This is a genomic window from Marinomonas atlantica, assembly GCF_001639725.1.
GTDB classification, from domain to species: domain Bacteria; phylum Pseudomonadota; class Gammaproteobacteria; order Pseudomonadales; family Marinomonadaceae; genus Marinomonas; species Marinomonas atlantica.
In genome coordinates this window covers 220,059-234,524 of record NZ_LTAW01000003.1, presented here as the reverse complement: position 1 = coordinate 234,524, position 14,466 = coordinate 220,059, and the positions used below count along the sequence as shown (strand labels likewise).

Annotated in this window: 13 protein-coding genes; 12 read left to right on the top strand and 1 reads right to left on the bottom strand. The window is 45.1% G+C overall.

Features of this window, described 5'->3' with window-relative positions:
* Positions 1–71 precede the first annotated feature (71 nt).
* From dsbD to purD, 9 genes are all read left to right on the top strand, one after another.
* Positions 72–1,895 carry a protein-disulfide reductase DsbD gene (gene dsbD / locus AYW75_RS06255; RefSeq protein ID WP_231886157.1) on the top strand — a complete coding sequence of 608 codons (1,824 nt, stop codon included), beginning with the start codon at positions 72–74 and terminating at the stop codon, positions 1,893–1,895.
* A 217-nt stretch (positions 1,896–2,112) separates the two neighbouring features.
* Positions 2,113–2,562, top strand: a complete 450-nt coding sequence (gene accB / locus AYW75_RS06250; RefSeq protein ID WP_067096998.1) for an acetyl-CoA carboxylase biotin carboxyl carrier protein — start codon at positions 2,113–2,115, stop codon at positions 2,560–2,562.
* 21 nt (positions 2,563–2,583) lie between these two features.
* Positions 2,584–3,924, top strand: coding sequence for an acetyl-CoA carboxylase biotin carboxylase subunit (accC, locus tag AYW75_RS06245; RefSeq protein ID WP_067096995.1), 1,341 nt, complete (start codon positions 2,584–2,586; stop codon positions 3,922–3,924).
* Positions 3,925–4,021: 97 nt separating this feature from the next.
* Entirely contained in the window at positions 4,022–4,909 is an 888-nt protein-coding gene (gene prmA, locus AYW75_RS06240; RefSeq protein WP_067096992.1) for a 50S ribosomal protein L11 methyltransferase, read from the top strand.
* 23 nt (positions 4,910–4,932) lie between these two features.
* A complete protein-coding gene (locus AYW75_RS06235) occupies positions 4,933–6,324 on the top strand; it encodes a zinc-ribbon and DUF3426 domain-containing protein (RefSeq protein WP_067096989.1) in 1,392 nt (463 codons plus the stop codon).
* Positions 6,325–6,477: 153 nt separating this feature from the next.
* Entirely contained in the window at positions 6,478–7,443 is a 966-nt protein-coding gene (gene dusB / locus AYW75_RS06230; protein WP_197478906.1) for a tRNA dihydrouridine synthase DusB, read from the top strand.
* 100 nt (positions 7,444–7,543) lie between these two features.
* Positions 7,544–7,822: a DNA-binding transcriptional regulator Fis gene (gene fis / locus AYW75_RS06225; RefSeq protein ID WP_067034794.1), complete on the top strand. Its 279-nt coding sequence runs from the start codon at positions 7,544–7,546 to the stop codon at positions 7,820–7,822.
* An 83-nt stretch (positions 7,823–7,905) separates the two neighbouring features.
* Positions 7,906–9,474: a bifunctional phosphoribosylaminoimidazolecarboxamide formyltransferase/IMP cyclohydrolase gene (purH, locus tag AYW75_RS06220; protein WP_067096983.1), complete on the top strand. Its 1,569-nt coding sequence runs from the start codon at positions 7,906–7,908 to the stop codon at positions 9,472–9,474.
* A gap of 21 nt (positions 9,475–9,495) precedes the next feature.
* Positions 9,496–10,785, top strand: a complete 1,290-nt coding sequence (gene purD / locus AYW75_RS06215) for a phosphoribosylamine--glycine ligase (protein ID WP_067096980.1) — start codon at positions 9,496–9,498, stop codon at positions 10,783–10,785.
* A 76-nt stretch (positions 10,786–10,861) separates the two neighbouring features.
* On the opposite strand, the gene AYW75_RS06210 is transcribed toward purD, so the two are convergent.
* Positions 10,862–11,113, bottom strand: coding sequence for a hypothetical protein (locus tag AYW75_RS06210; RefSeq protein WP_067096977.1), 252 nt, complete (start codon positions 11,111–11,113; stop codon positions 10,862–10,864).
* 45 nt (positions 11,114–11,158) lie between these two features.
* On the opposite strand from AYW75_RS06210, the gene AYW75_RS06205 reads away from it, so the two are divergent.
* The 3 genes from AYW75_RS06205 to coq7 are packed head-to-tail and all read left to right on the top strand — an operon-like array spanning position 11,159 to position 14,464.
* A complete protein-coding gene (locus tag AYW75_RS06205; RefSeq protein ID WP_156490819.1) occupies positions 11,159–13,414 on the top strand; it encodes a 7TMR-DISM family protein in 2,256 nt (751 codons plus the stop codon).
* Positions 13,415–13,471: 57 nt separating this feature from the next.
* Positions 13,472–13,813 carry a histidine triad nucleotide-binding protein gene (locus AYW75_RS06200; RefSeq protein ID WP_067096971.1) on the top strand — a complete coding sequence of 114 codons (342 nt, stop codon included), beginning with the start codon at positions 13,472–13,474 and terminating at the stop codon, positions 13,811–13,813.
* A gap of 15 nt (positions 13,814–13,828) precedes the next feature.
* A complete protein-coding gene (coq7, locus tag AYW75_RS06195) occupies positions 13,829–14,464 on the top strand; it encodes a 2-polyprenyl-3-methyl-6-methoxy-1,4-benzoquinone monooxygenase (RefSeq protein ID WP_067096968.1) in 636 nt (211 codons plus the stop codon).
* Positions 14,465–14,466: the final 2 nt, after the last annotated feature.

The window sequence follows — 14,466 nt, the reverse complement described above, 5'->3', positions numbered from 1 at the left end:
ACGCCCGTTGTTAGTCTATAGCGCCTTTGGGACTGAAGAAACCTCTCTCGCAACAATATGAGCTATATTCTATGATGCGATTTATCGCTGTGTTTACGACTCTACTTTTATCCAACGTCGCCATGGCGTTCAACTTTAGCTCGCCTTTTAACTCCGAGCCGGAGTTTCTTCCTGTTGATCAAGCTTTTAGTTTGTCAGTCAACAGTGACTCTGAGGGGCAAGTATGGGCCACATGGCACATCACCGATGGCTACTACTTATATCGCCATCAACTAAACGTCACAAGCGACAAAGAACCTTCGTTAGGTTTCGCCAACATTCCAAACGGTGAACTGAAACAAGACCCTTACTTTGGTGAAGTCGAAGTCTACCATGAACGTTTAAAACTCCCGCTTTCTTTGGATAACCAAGACACGTCCAAACAAGTCGACTTTATCATTAGCTATCAAGGTTGTGCTGAAAAAGGGCTATGCTATCCACCACAGAAAGTGCCAATGTCAGTGGAGTTTCCGCAACAGGCTATAACCACAACGAGTAACAGCACTGACACAGCCTCTTTTAGTACATTTGAGCTTTCAGAAGCACAACAAGTAACAAACCTTATTAGCCAAGCATCCTTTGTCAACATGCTGCTGATTATGTTTGGAATAGGTCTACTACTATCATTTACACCATGCGTACTTCCTATGATACCGATAGTGAGTACTATCGTCGTGGGCAGTAAAGCAAAAGGCTGGTCTGGGCTCTATCTTTCAGCCATCTACGTCCTTGGCATGGCGGCGACTTACGGCTTTATTGGCGCGCTGGCAGGCTGGTTTGGAACTCAACTAAACCTTCAAGCAGCACTTCAAAGCCCATCCATTCTGTTCATCAGTGCCTTACTATTCGTTGCACTCTCACTGGCAATGTTCGGTGTTTATGAATTGCGTTTACCCAGTGGCCTTCAAGCTCGCCTCAACACTCTTTCTAATAAATCTCAAAACAATCGCTCACGTACACTCGGTATCTTTTTCGCTGGCGTATTTGCAACATTGGTTGTTTCCCCCTGCGTTTCCGCACCACTAGCAGGAGTAGTACTGTATATCAGCACCACGTCAGATGCGGCCTATGGTGCATTGGCATTATTCACTATGGGGCTTGGCATGGGTATGCCACTGCTGCTTGTGGGCGCACTGGGAAGCAAGGTGTTACCCAAAAATGGCGCTTGGTTAGAAGATATTAAAAAACTGATGGGATTTGCCATGCTAGGCCTTGCGATCTGGCTTGCCAATCGCTGGCTAGCAGAGACCTACCATCTGTTCATGTGGGGGTTACTAAGCCTGTCCCTGGCAGCATATTTCTTTCACCGTATCAATACCGGCACGTCTCATCCGGTACGATGGTTTATTGCTTTGCTTACCTTTATTGTTGGATTTGCAGAAATAATAGGCGGTTTTACGGGCAGTCATAACCCAACAACGCCACTTAATAGGCTAACTGCTTCGCCAAATAACGCTCAACAACAAAGTATTAGCGTACCCTATTATGAAACCATTGGTTCTTTGGAGGAGCTAAAGCTCATTCAGCAAAGTAGCACATTGCCTGTTGTCATCGATCTTTATGCCGATTGGTGTATAAGCTGCAAAATCACAGAAGAAAAAGTGTTTAAACACCCTGACATATTGCCACTTTTAAACATGGTCACCTTTGTTCAAGTCGATGTCACAGAGAACAACGCGCAAAATCAAGCACTACTTAAACAATTTCAGCTGTTTGGCCCGCCTGCAATGTTGTTTTTTGATACTAAAGGACGACTATTAGACAACTATTCTTTAGTAGGTGAGCCGACCAAAGAAGAAGTCAAAGCACGCCTTGACGCCTTATTGTCAAATAACCCAACCAAGACAGTTTACTAGAGGTTGTTTTTTAACCTCTTTTATAAAATATAGGTTTTTTATCTACAAAACTGGACAATATCGCGCTTTTTACTGATAATTTCCCGTTAATTGGATTTCTTACTGAGTTCTACTTTGCAGCGTAAGCGTTGCTTTTAGCTCTTAGTGCCGCCTGCCCTGTCGTTTCATCACAGGACAGAACTAGACTGAATACATAGACAGAGAAAAGAGAGTCAACATGGACATTCGCAAAATTAAAAAACTTATCGAGCTACTAGAAGAATCTAACGTATACGAGATCGAGATCAAAGAAGGCGAAGAGGCAGTTCGAATCAGTCGTGGCGGCGCTCCAGTTGCAGCCCCTCAATACTACCCAGCGCCAGCACCTACAGCAGCGCCAGCGCCTGCAGCAGCACCAACCGCTGACGCAGCTCCAGCAGAAGCCGCTTTTTCTGGCCACTCTGTAAATTCTCCAATGGTCGGTACTTTCTACGCGTCTCCAGCACCTGGTGCTAACGCATTCGTTGAAGTTGGCCAGAAAGTAAACGTTGGCGATACAATCTGTATCGTTGAAGCCATGAAAATGATGAACCAAATTGAAGCTGACAAAGCTGGTACAATTGGCGCTATCCTAGCAACTGATGGTGAGCCAGTAGAATTTGACCAACCGCTAGTTACCATCATTTAATCCACTGCCATAGGTTTCATCATGCTAGATAAAGTATTGATTGCTAACCGAGGCGAAATTGCACTGCGTATTCTTCGCGCTTGTAAAGAACTCGGTATTAAAACAGTTGCGGTTCACTCTAAAATTGACCGTGAATTATTACACGTACGGCTTGCAGACGAATCGATCTGTATCGGCCCGAACCCATCAAAAGACAGCTATTTGAATATTCCGGCGCTAATCAGTGCTGCAGAATTAACTGATACATCTGCGATTCACCCTGGTTACGGCTTTCTTGCAGAAAACGCAGACTTTGCGGAACAAGTTGAACGCTCAGGCTTTGCATTTATCGGCCCTAAAGCGGAAACGATTCGCTTAATGGGTGACAAAGTGTCTGCCATCAAAGCAATGCGTGAAGCAAACGTACCAACAGTTCCTGGCTCTAATGGTCCAGTTCCATCTGATCCTGAAGCTTGTATGCGTATTGCTCGCGAAATTGGCTACCCAGTTATTGTTAAAGCTGCGGCTGGCGGTGGTGGTCGTGGTATGCGTGTTGTTCACAACGAAGGTAGCCTTCTTAAGTCAATCAGTATTACCCAGTCTGAGGCAGGTTCTTACTTTGGCGATAGCACGGTTTACATGGAGAAATTCCTAACAAACCCGCGTCACGTTGAAGTCCAAGTCCTAGCCGACGGCCAAGGCAATGCTGTACACCTTTACGATCGCGACTGTTCTTTACAACGTCGCCATCAAAAAGTATTGGAAGAAGCACCAGCGCCTCAACTTGATCCTGAGTCTCGCGCACAATGCTTAAAATCTTGTGTGGATGCGTGTATCAAAATTGGTTACCGCGGCGCAGGTACATTTGAGTTCCTTTACGAAGACGGTCGTTTCTACTTCATTGAAATGAACACGCGTGTTCAAGTCGAACACCCTGTGACCGAAATGGTAACAGGCATAGACATCGTAAAAGAGCAGCTGCGAATTGCCAGCGGCTTACCTTTGTCAATTACACAAGCAGACGTGAAGCTTAATGGTCATGCAGTTGAAGCTCGTATCAATGCTGAAGACCCAAAAACCTTCATGCCTAGCCCTGGTAAAGTTAACTACTTCCATGCGCCTGGCGGTATGGGTGTGCGAGTAGATTCCCACCTTTACAGTGGCTACACCGTTCCACCAACGTACGACTCTATGATCGCAAAAATCATTTGTTTTGCGAACACACGTGAAGAAGCACTTAAACGTCTAGAAGTTGCATTAGATGAAACGTTCGTAGACGGTATCAAAACCAATATCGATCTACAAAAAGATCTAGTAACGGATTCCAGCTTCATTGCTGGTGGCGTAAACATCCATTACTTGGAAAAGAAACTGGGCCTATAATGCGCTCAATTACTACACCTCCGCTCGGAGGTGTAGTACCCTCCTCTAAACATCAGAATTAACCGACTTACGATAGTCTCAACTGGACCTTACTCCCATGCCTTGGTTGCAAATCCGCGTTCATACAACGCCAGAGCACGTACCCACTTATGAAGATGCTATGCTAGAATGTGGCGCATTAGTCGTCACTTTTGAAGATGTTCATGATGACCCTGTCTATGAGCCGGACTTAAACACCACCCCTCTTTGGAAACACACTCGTGTCACAGGACTTTTTGATGCGGATGCAGACCTAGAACAGATTCGTAATGTTATTGAGCACAAAGCTCAACACTTAGGTCAACCTAACGTAGATCTTAAAATCGAAATACTTGAAGACAAAGACTGGATTCGTGAATGGATGGACAGCTACCACCCAATTCAGTTTGGCAAGCGTCTTTGGGTTTGCCCGAGTTGGCGTGATGTGCCAGACGACAAAGCAGTGAATTTAATTCTAGACCCAGGTCTAGCCTTTGGTACGGGCACTCACCCAACCACTGCTCTGTGTCTTGAGTGGTTAGATTCAATTGAGTGTCAAAATAAGAGCATTATCGATTATGGCTGTGGCTCAGGTATTTTAGGCATCGCTGGCTTACTACTTGGCGCTGATAACATGGTGGGGATTGATATTGACCCTCAAGCAGTACAAGCCACTCAAGCAAATGCCGAACGCAACAACATCACTCCTGATCGTTATGAAGTGAAGTTGCCACCTTACGACAGTGATGTTGAAGCAGATATTGTCGTGGCGAATATTTTAGCGGGGCCTTTGGCTGAGCTGTCCGACACTATTTCAAAGTTAGTAAAACAAGGTGGATTACTGGCACTTTCTGGTATCCTTGAGTCTCAAGCTCACTCTGTTGTCGAAGCTTACAAACCTTGGTTTAAAATTGAGTCCATCGTCGAAAAAGAGGAATGGGTTCGAATTGTGGCAAAAAAGCTGTAGCCAGTTAAGGAAATACCGCGCTTATGTCTGAAAGCATGATCACACGCTGCCCTAAATGTTCCACTACTTTCCGTGTCACTCAGGAAGTCCTGAGTATGGCAAAAGGCAAAGTCCGTTGTGGTCAATGCTTTCATATTTTTACAGCAGCGCCAGCACAAGGCTCAGCCCCTGCACCCGACAAAGTCGCTGTCACGAAACCGGCACCTAAACCCACTCCTGCATCAGCGACAACTCCCAAAGTAACAGAGCCGACAACTAATACACCTGAACAACAACCAACTGAGCCATCCAAACAAAAAACAGCAAAGCCATCTAGACCTATACAGCAAGTTAAAGAAAAGGCATCAAAACCCGAAACTGTTAGTAATGACGGCAGTGTTAACCCTGATTGGCTAAACACTCTGTTTGATGAGGACGATCTTACGCCCTACTCGCCACCCAAAGGTACTGATGAGCGCTTTGTAGAAAGTATGGAAGAGGACGATCTCTTTGGCGATTTAGACGCACCTAAAACCAAACCTACTCCAGCTGCATCTAAACCCAAGCAACCAAAATCGTCACCTACTCAACCTGCACGCAAAGAAGAATTGGCACCATGGGAAGTTGAACTTGCAGAGCTGGAATCACAGATGAGTGCTCAATCACCCGCTTCTGCGCCAGTATTCAGTGAACAGTTGCAAGCTAAACGTGAGGTTCAAACATCTAAAAAGACACCGCCACCAGCCAACAATATGAATCAGGCACCTGAAGCAGATGAGCCGGATTATATGCACGCGCTGCATTCGCTAGCTCAAGATGTTTCTAAACATGACACGCTATCGGATTCTGAATACTCTTCCCAAGAATCAATGAAACAGCTTGCAGCTGAATACAGCCTCGCAACATTAACCGACACTGAGCAACCTAAAAAGCACCGTAAGAAAGCAAAGTTCACATGGTTATGGACGCTCGGCACCTTGGCTGCTCTTGCTTTATTGGCCGTGCAAGTGGGAGTTGGCTACTTTGAACAAGGCAGTCGCTCTGCACAATTTCGCGGTTTTTACAAAGCAGCATGCGCGTATGTTGGCTGCACACTGCCGACCTACGAAGATGTTGCCGCCGTTGACATTGAACATGTTCGTATTCAAAGCCACCCAACACTAAACAATTCGCTGCAAGTCAATGCCATTATGACTAACAGTAGTCGCTTTGCTCAACCTATGCCAAAGCTGGCCTTGGAGTTCTACGATTTAAATGGCCGCCCTGTCGCTGCGCGCCTTTTTTCTCCAAAGGATTATCTACACAAAGATTTCCTAGACATCACATTTATGCCGCCTAGTACTCCGGTCCATATCGTCATACCAATTCAGGATCCCGGTGCACGCGCCGTTACACATCAAATTAAAGTCTTTTCAAACAAAACTCAGTCCTACTAAATGTGCATTTATTGAACACTTTGAAAATAAGCACAAAAATTAGCCAATTTATGAGTTGTCAAGACTTCAAAAATTCGAATCCCCTAGGTATTATTCACGCCCGCTCGACGGTGTAGCAGATCTTTAACAACAGATTCGGTATTTAGAAACATCATGGCCTTCAGTATTGGCAACTTCAGCATCGAAAAGCCCGTTATTCTTGCCCCAATGGCTGGCGTAACAGACTTACCCTTTCGACGTCTTTGCCACCAACACGGTGCAGGCTTAGTTGTGTCAGAAATGGTCACATCTGATGTACGTCTTTGGGACACCAATAAAAGTCGTATGCGCTTGGTTCATGATGCAGAGGTAGCACCCCGCTCAGTACAAATTGCTGGCGCAGATCCCATAATGATGGCTCAAGCGGCTCGTCAAAACGTGGAACTGGGTGCACAAATCATTGATATTAACATGGGTTGCCCTGCTAAGAAGGTACTCAACAAAGCGGCTGGTTCGGCTTTGTTGCAAAACGAGTCCCTAGTACAAACAATACTCGAATCTGTGGTCAGTAGTGTTGACGTTCCTGTAACGCTTAAGATCCGTACAGGTTGGTCTCTTGATCAACGCAACGGCTTAACAATAGCGAAAATTGCCGAACAATCAGGTATTCAAGCTTTAGCTGTGCATGGCCGCACACGCGCTTGTAAGTTTAAAGGCGACGTAGAGTACGACACCATTGCAAAGATTAAGCAATCGATTTCGATTCCAGTCTTTGCCAATGGCGACATTCAAAACGCGCAGCAAGCGAAGCAGGTTTTAGACTATACCAAAGCAGACGCTGTCATGATTGGTCGCGCCGCTCAAGGACGCCCATGGATATTTCGGGAAGTCAATCACTACCTAGAACACAACGAGCTTTTACCGCCCCCTTCATCGGATGAAGTTAAAGCCATCGTTATCAATCATGTGAAAGCATTGCATGATTTTTACGGTAGCTACATGGGAACAAGAATTGCGCGTAAGCACGTTGGTTGGTATCTGCAAACACTGGCAGACACAACGCCATTTCGCAGCCAGTTTAATCGCATCGAAGATGCACAAGAACAGCTCGATCTGTTGAATGAATTCTTTGTTTCTTAGCGCATTAAGAAACATTTCTGGTACCTGAATAGTGTACGAAGTCACTCACTTCGCAGACGCTTATTTCAAAATGGTTAGCTTTAAAATAGAAGGTTATTCTGTGGTAGATCAAACACATACTCAAACGTTTCAAACAGCTTCGGCTGAGCAATCGCAAACCCTACGCGATAATGTAGAAAAAGCTTTGCAAAACTACTTTGCTCACCTAGACGGCCAACCTGTAACTGATTTGTACCAACTAGTGTTAGCTGAAGTAGAAGCTCCTCTACTTGAATCAGTCATGAATTACACTAAAGACAATCAAACTAAAGCGTCCGCGATTCTAGGCTTAAATCGTGGTACGCTTCGTAAAAAGCTGAAGCAGTACGGTATGCTGTAAATAAAAAAGGGCGTTTGCGCCCTTTTTTCGTTTTACCCGTTCCCCTAACTTTATAAATCGTTAATCACATTACGAGAAGCATCATGGCAAACACGACTCCAATTAAACGCGCCCTTATCAGCGTTTCAGACAAAACTGGCATTGTAGAATTTGCGCGCGAATTAGCCGACCAAGGCGTGGAAATCCTTTCTACAGGTGGTACTTACAAACTGTTGCTAGAAAATAACGTCGCAGCAGTTGAAGTATCTGACTACACTGGCTTCCCTGAAATGATGGATGGTCGAGTTAAGACGCTTCACCCTAAAGTACACGGTGGCATCTTGGGTCGTCGTGATATCGACGGTGCGATCATGCAAGAACACGGTATCAATGAAATTGATATGGTCGTTGTCAACCTTTACCCATTCGAAGCGACCATTGCTCGCCCTGATTGCGACCTACCAATGGCGATTGAAAACATCGACATTGGCGGCCCAACCATGGTTCGTTCTGCCGCGAAGAATCACAAAGACGTCGCTATTGTTGTAGACCCATCTCACTACCAAGGCATCATTGCATCATTGAAAGAAAATGGTGGTCTTACATACGACCAACGTTTCGACCTTGCCGTACAGGCGTTTGAGCACACGTCGAACTACGATGGCAACATTGCAAACTTCCTAGGTAAGAAAGTAGAAGGTGGCAGCGAAGACTTCCCTCGCACGTTCAACTTGCAATTCAACAAGCAAGAAGAAATGCGTTACGGCGAAAACCCTCATCAAAAAGCGGCGTTCTACGTAGAATCAAACCCACAAGAAGCGTCTATCAGTACAGCTAAGCAGTTACAGGGTAAAGCACTATCTTACAACAACATTGCTGATACTGACGCAGCACTTGAATGCGTTAAAAGCTTCCAAGAGCCTGCTTGTGTGATCGTTAAACATGCAAACCCATGTGGTGTTGCAACCGCTGAAAACCAGCTTGAAGCTTACGACCTAGCTTTTAAAACGGACCCAACATCTGCTTTCGGTGGCATCATTGCTTTCAACCAAGAGCTAACCGCTGAAACAGCACAAGCCATTGTGGATCGTCAGTTCGTCGAGGTCATCATTGCCCCTAAAGTCAGTGCTGCGGCGCTAGAAATCGTTGCGGCGAAACAAAACGTTCGTCTACTTGAGTGTGGCGAGTGGTCAGCAGACAAACCTGCGGCGCTTGACTACAAACGTGTGAACGGTGGCCTACTGGTTCAAGATCGTGACGACGGTGCTGTAGAGCTGAGCGACCTTAAAGTCGTATCTAAGCGTCAGCCTTCTGAAGAAGAACTAAAAGATCTTTTATTTGCTTGGAAAGTTGCGAAATTCGTAAAATCTAACGCTATTGTTTACGCTAAAGCAGGCCAAACTATCGGCGTGGGCGCTGGCCAAATGAGCCGCGTTTACTCAGCTAAAATTGCGGGCATCAAGGCGGCAGACGAAAGCCTACAAGTAGAAGGTTCCGTCATGGCATCAGATGCCTTCTTCCCGTTCCGTGATGGCATTGACGCTGCGGCAGCGGCAGGTATCACTGCGGTTATTCAACCAGGTGGCTCTATGCGTGATGACGAAGTTATTGCAGCTGCAGACGAAGCTGGCATGACGATGGTCTTCACTGGCATGCGCCACTTCCGTCACTAAGCATAGGAATAGGACACAAGCATGAAGGTTCTTGTAATTGGTAACGGCGGGCGCGAACACGCGCTTGCTTGGAAAGCAGCTCAATCTGCAGACGTTGAAACCGTTTTCGTTGCCGCCGGCAATGCCGGCACAGCCATCGAGCCAAAACTTGAAAACGTTAACATCGACGGTGAAGACATCGACGCCCTATTGACGTTCGCAAAAGAAAATGACATCGCTCTAACCATCGTTGGCCCTGAAGCGCCTTTGGTCATTGGGTTAGTGGATGCGTTTGAAAAAGAAGAATTGCCGATCTTTGGTCCAACAAAAGCAGCAGCACAGTTGGAAGGCTCAAAATCTTTCACAAAAGACTTTTTGGCACGCCATAACATCCCAACAGGTTCATACGGTAACTTTACCGAGATTCCTGCTGCGGTGGCTTACATCAAGCAGCAAGGTGCTCCGATTGTCGTGAAGGCCGATGGTCTAGCGGCTGGCAAAGGCGTTATTTTGGCGCAAACCGAAGAAGAAGCCATTGCCGCTGTAGAAGACATGTTAGCAGGTAACGCGTTTGGCGACGCTGGGTCACGTGTTGTCATCGAAGAGTTCCTTTTTGGCGAAGAAGCTAGCTTCATCGTGATGGTCGACGGTGAGACTGTTCTACCGATGGCGTCTAGTCAAGATCATAAAGCACGCGATAACGGTGACTTAGGACCGAACACAGGCGGCATGGGGGCTTATTCCCCTGCTCCAGTAGTAACACCTGAAATTCATGATCGCATCATGAACGAAGTTATTATGCCAACTGTGAAAGGTATGAATGCCGAAGGCAATCGTTACCGTGGTTTTCTTTACGCTGGCGTTATGGTTGCACCTGATGGCACACCTAAAGTACTTGAGTACAACTGCCGTTTTGGTGACCCTGAAACACAGCCAATTATGATGCGTTTACGCTCTGACTTGGTTGCCATGTGTTTAGCTGCTGTAAACGGTGAGCTGGACTCTGTTGAAGCCGATTGGGACCCTCGTGCAAGCCTAGGTGTTGTACTGGCTGCTGGCGGTTACCCTGCGTCTTACAATAAAGGCGACGTAATTTCAGGATATGACGCTGAATTACCCGAGCACCAAAAAGTCTTTCATGCGGGAACAACGCAAAAAGACGGCAACATTGTTACCAATGGTGGCCGCGTCTTGTGCGCTGTTTCTTTAGGCAATACGGTTGCCGAAGCGCAAGCTGGTGCTTACGAAGTCGTTAAACAAATTTCTTGGGATAAGGTTTACTTCCGTACCGATATCGGCCACCGCGCTGTATCGCGCGAACAGCAGAAGTAATTTTACTTCCCACTAACAAAAAGGCCATTTACCGAAGGTAAGTGGCCTTTTTTGGGATTCTGAAGTAGCCGTCATACTACTTACCTAGGTTAGCCTGTTTTTTATCCAACCAGGCCTTAAATTTCTTCCCAACCTCTAGAACAATCAAGCCAAAAATAACACCGGCCATCCATTCTAAATCCAATAAAAAGCCGATGGTGCCTAACATGGCGTAGCCATATAAAAAGTTAGTTCGAGTCTGCCCTTGATGCACTCGAGTAAACCAAGTCACCGCTAATAGTGCGATACACCACCAGACATAATATTCCACCAAGATTGGATATAGCATTTCACACCCTAACTAGTTAATAATGTAGGCCTTCAGGAGGCCAATTTGATAAAACACTGTTCGCAAGCGCTCATTCTACTCGCAATTGTATTGCTGACCAATACAGCCTATAGCGCCCCGATGATGGCGATATTGGATGAGAATACTCAACGCGTCAATGTTGGCTCCGTTGGCAGTTACTATATTGACGAAACAAGTAGTCTCACACTTCGAGATCTAGACTCTGAGCAGTTGCGCAAACGCTTTATCCCTCTTAAGAACCAATTTCAACAATTTGGCTTAATCAAAGGCAACATCTGGATTCGAGTCGATATCGCTTCAAAGTTAAAGTCTGGGCAATCTGCAGTGTTGCACATCAAGGCACCACGAGCTCAAATAGTTGATGTATACACCCACAACCTCCCAAACGGCCAAATTTTTGCCGAGATGGGCGACGCTCGCCCCTATACAAACCGCCCTCTTGCCTATCCTGACTATATTATTCCCTTACCACTTCACACCACTCCGGTGTACACCGTATATATTAAAGTATCTTCCAGAGTACCTATAAACTTATTCATGGAAGTAAAGACCTTATCGGCATTAAGTAACGACATTCAAGAAGACAGTTCTTTTACAGGCTTCTTAATGGGAATGCTCTTATTGCTGTTTATTAGCAATTTATTTTTTTATTTACGTACTCGCCATCCTATGTACCTGCTCTACAGTGGCTTATTAGTGGGGATTGCTTGCTTACACTTTTCACTACATGGCTTGGTATACCAGCTATTGCCTACAATTACAGGCTTACAAGAACGTATTTATAACTTCTCAGCTTTAGCATGCACAGCCCTAATTACTTGGTTTACTAGATATTATGTCGATACCCCAGAGCACCTGCCTCGTACTGACAAATTTCTCTTGTTTATCATTCTATGCAACTTCGTACTTGCCTTTATTTTCGCCTTAGCACCCCATGAACTTAATATCGCGTTTTTAAGCACCAGCGCAGCAATGACGTTACTTGTGTTGTTAGGAATTGCCATGTACGGAGTCTATCTAAAGATTCCGTATGCGCAATATTATCTAGTCGCACGATTAGCCCTTACGATAGGCCATTTATTTTGGATCCTTGCTGCTTACGGAATATTATCACTGCCATTTTGGCATGAATGGGGTTTAACCACTGCGATTATTTTAGAAGCTCTGGTTCACTTCGCTGGCATCATTACGCGCCACACCCCAACTCATAGCCATGCAATAAAAGCGGATGATAGCTCTAGCGAAAACTTACTCTCTGAATTAGCTTCTAGAATTAAACGCCAAACAAAAATTATTGATCACCAATACTCATTGTTAAATCCAAATAATGAAGAGCTCAAACGGGCCTATAAAAACCTATCGAATTTAGCCGAACGAATTTCTATTATCCAAAACTTGAATAGCCATGAAACAGACACCTCAAGCCGACCAGCCAACTTACAGCTATTAATCGATGAAGCCATGCTTAACTTCTATGCGCTAGACCAAACTAATGCTGAAGTAGAAATGCAATATGAAAGTACGCTGAACTGGGAAATACTTTCTCATAACCGAATAATTAAACATATTTACCAAGCTGTTATGGAGGAGTTCAAACACCATACGGATCAAACCCTGCATATAGACAGCGCTATAGAAGCTAACGATCGAGATGGTCAACGCAAACTTATTATTCGCGCACACCCAATTCCAAGTACTATTACATTGGAAAGTGAACACTATTTTAGTCCACGCTACTTGCAAGAGTTAGTCGAGAAATTAGAAGGTGACATTTCTTTGATAGGGAATGGCAGAAGTAGATCCTTAATCTGTCAAATACCAGTTAATGCTCGCCCAGTAGAAGTAAGTGAGCTAGCTAGACTTACACAAACAGAAGATATAATAATGCTTCTCATCGGCCATCAAGACTCTGAACTGCTTGAACGCACAGGGATTTTTTTATTATCTCGCTTGTTCAGCACGAGTCATATCGATAAAGTTGAAGAATTACATCAGCTATTAGTAGACCGTACAACGCATGATCGTTTTGTTATTCTACTGTTTGAAGATCAACAAAATTTTGGCGCATCCGAGCTTGCTGGTTTTGCCAGTATTTTACATGAACGCGATTCATGCTTCCTGATTTCAAACAATGTTAATATGTCACAAGACTACGCAAGTGCCTTAGGCTTCGACGGTTTTGTTTACAGTGCCCAAATCGAGACTAAATTGTTGCCAGACATTGAGCGCGCACAACGAGTGAGTCACACAGTGTTGCCTAAAATCAAAAGAACACTGTAATAAACTTGTGATTGATGACTTTTAACAAAATAATAAACACCGACTTAGGAGAATTAAATGGATTGCTTGTTCTGTAAACTTGTCAACGGTGACATCCCAGCCAAAATACTTTACCAAGACGAGGATGTAATCGCCTTTGAGGACATTGTCCCTCAAGCCCCCACACACTTCTTAGTCATTCCAAAGCGCCATATCAGCACATTAAATGATCTGTCGAATGACGATGCCGAACTGGTTGGCAAACTGCCTATTACAGCAGCAAAAATTGCCAAAGAGCTAGGTATAGACGAAAGCGGTTATCGTGTCATCATGAACTGTAACGAGATGGGTGGCCAAACGGTCTATCATATTCACATGCACGTCCTTGGCGGACGTTCAATGACGTGGCCACCAGGTTAATAGAAGGTATTAGTCATGCACCTAACAAAACTTGATAAAGCTGTGATTCAATTCGATCGAGCTTTGCAGACGTTAGTACCAAAAGCGGCAACAGCGACTCGCCCTTCGCCAGCGCGACAGCATGAAGAGGTTTCACTAGAAACGTCTGAGCGCAAACATTCCATTGGTTTAATGCGCATCAACCACACTGGCGAAGTTTGTGCACAAGCGTTATATGCAGGCCAAGCAACGACAGCAAAACTTGATGCCGTTAGAACAGAAATGGAGCACGCTGCCAATGAAGAAATTGATCACTTGGTTTGGTGTGAAGAGCGCTTACTAGAACTAGGTAGTCAGCCAAGTATTCTGAACCCTTTGTTTTACGGCGCTTCTTATTGTATCGGTGCAGGAGCGGGTCTTATTAGCGATAAACTCAGCCTAGGCTTTGTAGCAGCTACCGAAGATCAAGTCTGCCTCCATTTAGACCAGCACATGTCTGCTCTACCCGCGCAAGACCAACGTTCGCGCGCAGTACTCGAGCAAATGCACATAGATGAAGCCAAGCATAAACAAATGGCATTAGATTCTGGCGGTTATGAATTCCCACAGCCCGTTATGAACATAATGACACTGGTATCAAAACTCATGACTCACTCGACTTATCGGATTTAAAT

Bases quoted from the DNA above. Each gene is read 5' to 3' on its own strand.
- AYW75_RS06210 (WP_067096977.1), bottom strand. From the start codon at position 11,113: ATGCTATATCCAATCTTGGTGGAATATTATGTCTGGTGGTGTATCGCA.
- accC (WP_067096995.1), top strand. From the start codon at position 2,584: ATGCTAGATAAAGTATTGATTGCTAACCGAGGCGAAATTGCACTGCGT.
- prmA (WP_067096992.1), top strand. From the start codon at position 4,022: ATGCCTTGGTTGCAAATCCGCGTTCATACAACGCCAGAGCACGTACCC.
- purD (WP_067096980.1), top strand. From the start codon at position 9,496: ATGAAGGTTCTTGTAATTGGTAACGGCGGGCGCGAACACGCGCTTGCT.
- purH (WP_067096983.1), top strand. From the start codon at position 7,906: ATGGCAAACACGACTCCAATTAAACGCGCCCTTATCAGCGTTTCAGAC.
- accB (WP_067096998.1), top strand. From the start codon at position 2,113: ATGGACATTCGCAAAATTAAAAAACTTATCGAGCTACTAGAAGAATCT.
- AYW75_RS06200 (WP_067096971.1), top strand. From the start codon at position 13,472: ATGGATTGCTTGTTCTGTAAACTTGTCAACGGTGACATCCCAGCCAAA.
- dusB (WP_197478906.1), top strand. From the start codon at position 6,478: ATGGCCTTCAGTATTGGCAACTTCAGCATCGAAAAGCCCGTTATTCTT.
- AYW75_RS06235 (WP_067096989.1), top strand. From the start codon at position 4,933: ATGTCTGAAAGCATGATCACACGCTGCCCTAAATGTTCCACTACTTTC.
- dsbD (WP_231886157.1), top strand. From the start codon at position 72: ATGATGCGATTTATCGCTGTGTTTACGACTCTACTTTTATCCAACGTC.
- coq7 (WP_067096968.1), top strand. From the start codon at position 13,829: ATGCACCTAACAAAACTTGATAAAGCTGTGATTCAATTCGATCGAGCT.